The 3,662-nt window shown below is 38.1% G+C and carries 7 protein-coding genes; 4 read left to right on the top strand and 3 right to left on the bottom strand.

Features of this window, described 5'->3' with window-relative positions:
- Positions 1-79: 79 nt before the first annotated feature.
- Positions 80-325 (top strand): DNA polymerase, encoded by a 246-nt coding sequence (locus C7B62_RS25000; protein ID WP_255414101.1) that lies wholly within the window; start codon positions 80-82, stop codon positions 323-325.
- Between the two features lie 95 nt (positions 326-420).
- Here C7B62_RS25000 and C7B62_RS24995 read toward each other — a convergent pair whose 3' ends face one another.
- Positions 421-1,284, bottom strand: a complete 864-nt coding sequence (locus C7B62_RS24995; RefSeq protein ID WP_106244190.1) for a hypothetical protein — start codon at positions 1,282-1,284, stop codon at positions 421-423.
- A gap of 236 nt (positions 1,285-1,520) precedes the next feature.
- Between C7B62_RS24995 and C7B62_RS24990 the strand changes: the two genes are divergently transcribed.
- Genes C7B62_RS24990 through C7B62_RS24980 form a run of 3 tightly spaced genes read left to right on the top strand, consistent with a single transcriptional unit; the run spans position 1,521 to position 2,440 of the window.
- Positions 1,521-1,718: a helix-turn-helix transcriptional regulator gene (locus tag C7B62_RS24990; RefSeq protein ID WP_199194376.1), complete on the top strand. Its 198-nt coding sequence runs from the start codon at positions 1,521-1,523 to the stop codon at positions 1,716-1,718.
- A gap of 3 nt (positions 1,719-1,721) precedes the next feature.
- A complete protein-coding gene (locus tag C7B62_RS24985; RefSeq protein ID WP_106244184.1) occupies positions 1,722-2,261 on the top strand; it encodes an Abi family protein in 540 nt (179 codons plus the stop codon).
- Positions 2,258-2,440, top strand: coding sequence for a hypothetical protein (locus C7B62_RS24980; protein ID WP_106244181.1), 183 nt, complete (start codon positions 2,258-2,260; stop codon positions 2,438-2,440). Before C7B62_RS24985 ends, C7B62_RS24980 begins: the two co-directional genes overlap by 4 nt.
- A 255-nt stretch (positions 2,441-2,695) precedes the next feature.
- On the opposite strand, the gene C7B62_RS24975 is transcribed toward C7B62_RS24980, so the two are convergent.
- Together C7B62_RS24975 and C7B62_RS24970 are read right to left on the bottom strand one after the other, a co-directional pair.
- Complete coding sequence (locus tag C7B62_RS24975; RefSeq protein ID WP_106244177.1) at positions 2,696-3,106, bottom strand: type II toxin-antitoxin system VapC family toxin; 411 nt, start codon at positions 3,104-3,106, stop codon at positions 2,696-2,698.
- Positions 3,107-3,108: 2 nt separating this feature from the next.
- Positions 3,109-3,348, bottom strand: a complete 240-nt coding sequence (locus C7B62_RS24970; protein ID WP_106244174.1) for an antitoxin — start codon at positions 3,346-3,348, stop codon at positions 3,109-3,111.
- Positions 3,349-3,662: the final 314 nt, after the last annotated feature.

Raw genomic sequence — 3,662 nt, 5'->3', positions numbered from 1 at the left:
TCGTAGGGAATTTAAAACATATGTACTATTTAACAAGTGATTTTTCCTCCAACTGTAACCCTCGTTTGAACAACGTCCTATTCAGGCCGACTGTGCTGACATTCTAAAACGGGCAATATCTAGCTGGGATATGGAATCAGTTGCACAAGGACTGGATGCTCACCTGGTTTTGACTGCCTACGATCAGTTAGTCATTGAAACGAGAAAGGATTGTTGCGATCGCGTGGCTCAAGTTTTGGAAAGGGTTATGATTGAAGCAGGGCGCGATATTTTGGCTCCGATACCAGTAGTGGTTGATGTCAAGATGGGTAAGTACTGGAGTTGATGGAAATCAAGATTCTTGTCGCGATCGCGAGGATCAAGAAAAAAATGTTTAAGGTTGTATTACTATACAAAAAATCTAGCTTCGACCTACCAAATCTAACAGTCTGGCGATCGCTCCGTCCAAACTAGCTGTTCCTTCATTGACTGCATAAGAATTAAGCTTGTCCCATGTCTCCTGAGATAACCTGACGTTATACTCCAAACCAATTCCCGCTTTGTAAGGCGGCTTTTGGGTGGGAAGCTTCCTACCCAAAACGCGCCGTAAGCTATGCCTGGGCTTGGTAGTTCTTGCCCTAAAGAATAAGCTGGCGCGTCAATACTTGAATCTAATTCTAGTTGTATGTACTCTTTACTGATTGACTCGGTTTGACCATTATCCAATTTCACAATCACCTCTGTATGGTTGGGTATTTGTTTTATTGTGCCAGAACTGCCACCAAATAAAGAATGATTGGATTGAATTTTAATCTTTTGTCCAATTTTATATTGAGCTTTTGGTTCTTGATTTTTAAACTCGGACACAGCTTGAGAGACAACTTTTCCTGATGGAATTCTGTGTCCTGCTAGTTCTACAGCTTTTTTCCAAGCTTGTCTTTGTAAGCTTGGTTCTAGGTTAATCAAAGGTCTACATTGACGTTCTGAAGTAGGCAAAATGAGAACCATTGGTTCTCGGTTTTGATTTGGTTCTGAATTGTTTTGTGGTTCTTGTTTTAAATTATCAACTACTTGTGATGAACCTATTAAATAGTCGCCTCGGCGACGAGTATAGCCAAATCTGTCCTGACAATATTCTTCAAAACTACTGTGAGTTGAACGATACAATCTTCGATCTCTCAGTTGAGCCAAACTCAATCCCGCTATATAGAATGCCTGTTCCACTTTTCGTTCTAAGGCTAGGCGATCGCGGGATTCATCATGAGTTAGATCTAAGCTTGATTCTGATTTAATCAGTTCAGGCATAGTTTTTGTCTCCTAAACTCACCCCTAACTTTACTGCCTTCATGGGTGACAGCAGAAACGTAAATAGTTGTCATGATTATTGGTTATGAAGAGATAAAAGATTATACCCAGGTTTCAAGATATGTATATTTAACCATACATAAACTAAAAAAACAACCTAAAATATGTCTGGTACAATAATCATAAATATTAGGTAGTTTATTTTTATTATGATTAAAAACGATATAAAATCACTTATGGATGCGAGAGGTCTTTCTAGATATAGACTTTGGAAAGATACAGGATTTAATAGAGAGACTGCTTATAGACTTTATGACGATCCTGACTATATCCCTAGCAAAACGATTATGGAAAAGCTATGGGAAATTTACAGATGGCAGCCTGCTCAATATATAATCTGCATTCCTGAAGAAATGTTGGTCAAAGCTGGATGATGTATGCTCGAATATACATTCCAATATCAGTCCCATGATTTGGCGACGGATTTTGGTGAGAAGCTATCTTTGCTGCATCTACTCGAAACCAAAGATAGTTTTCCCTTGCACTTCGCTCTAAATTCAACTAATATATATTTAACAGTACCCGTCACGCCTCTCAACGATGCATCTCAAGGCGGGTCTTTTGCGTTTTATTGCATGAAATTTGTCAAAACAGCCAAAGCTCCCGAACAGTTAATCACATTACTCAAAAGTCGTGGGCTACACATCAATGACGAAGCTCAAGCAAAGAAAACTCTTCAGTACATTGGATACTATCGCTTTTCAGGATATGCTTATCCTTTCCTGATAGATAAGCAACAGCATATTTTTAAATCAGGGATATCTTTTCAAGATATTGTTGATTGCTATACATTCGATCGCGAATTCAGGTTACTTTTATCTGATGCCTTAGAGAGAATCGAAATTGCCATCAGAACAGCAATATCGGATTACATGAGCCAAAACATAAACCCCCACTGGTTTTTAGAAGCTCGATGACTTTCAGCAAGAAAAGAAGAACTAGATCCCAACGTCAAGGACAAAAATTTAATGTTGGAGGACCTTGGACGGAAGAGAAAGAAATCGAGATCCAGACCAAAGAAGAAGTCACCGTAGACTCAACAGCAAATTATGAATCTACAGGGCAAGAGTCCACATCAAAGTCAGCTATAGATTAAATTAGAACTGAATTATTTGAGGAGAGATACGCCCCATCAGTTGAGCCAGAATATCAAGATGAGTCTCATAGTTGGGGGACAGATAATGAAACAGAATCAGAGGAATATCAACACTTTCTCGGTCGTTACGAATAGTTCTGACAATTTCGCTCTTTAACTTCGCGATGCTCTAGATTTTCTACTAAAAGGCTCGATGAATGTGTAGATTGTATTTCGGATGAGGAATAGCGATCGAGTAATATTGAGTATCAGAAATTAATCTTGTGACAACCAATTTTCTACTTTTAAATTAGGGACGCGAGAAAATTCACGAATATTTGCGGTAACTAAAATTAAGTTTAGAGATAAAGCATGAGCAGCAATCAACAGATCGTTTGCACCAATGGGTGTTCCTTGTATTTTTAAATTATGACGAATCTCAGCATAGTAATTGTCAGCAGGGGCAGTAAAAGGCAAAATATCAATGGCATCTAAAACTACTTTCAGTTTTTCCGCTAATCTGGGGGAGTTTTTATTTTTGATTCCAAATCTCAATTCAGCAGCAACAACAATACTAGTACAAATTTTAGCTTCGCCAATTTTTTGGATTTTATAAAAAATCAGACCCTGGGGATGTTTTATAAGTTCTGAGATTATATTTGTATCTAGCAAATAGAGATAACTCATGGTTAAATCTCGATCTCATCTAAAGGCAATAAGTCTTCATCATTAACATTAATATCCTCTTCGCTGTCTTCTAGAGTTGCCAGAACTTCAAGAAGGGATCTTTTCTGATAAGGTTCAATAATTAATTTTCCTTCTTCTTGGCGAATGATAACCTCTGATGTAGATAGAGCTATCTCTTGTGGGATAGATAGAGTTTGAGTGTTTCCATCTTGAATGAGTTTGACATGATATTCTACGCTCATAAGAATTCTCTTGAATCTAATTTAAGGAATAGGGATTTGTCATATATCAATCTTACCCGTGACAGTATTGGTAATGAAGATAGTTTGGTAATTATGTCCGATTGGGTTTGAAGATAGCCACTATTTATAAAAATGCTTTCCAACTTTTACCTCGATGACCAAGCTCGCGCGTTCCCTTGCGTCTTACGCCGTCCTAAAGGATACACCTTCGGATAACGCGGGGTCGCTCGCCGAAATCGACGTTGTTCAAACGAGGGTTACAGTTGGAGGAAAAATCACTTGTTAAATAGTACATATGTTTTAAATTCCCTACG

The organism is Pleurocapsa sp. CCALA 161 (assembly GCF_003003995.1).
GTDB lineage: Bacteria > Cyanobacteriota > Cyanobacteriia > Cyanobacteriales > Xenococcaceae > Waterburya.
Note: the sequence above shows the minus strand (reverse complement) of the source record. Positions and strands in the feature narration are given on the sequence as shown.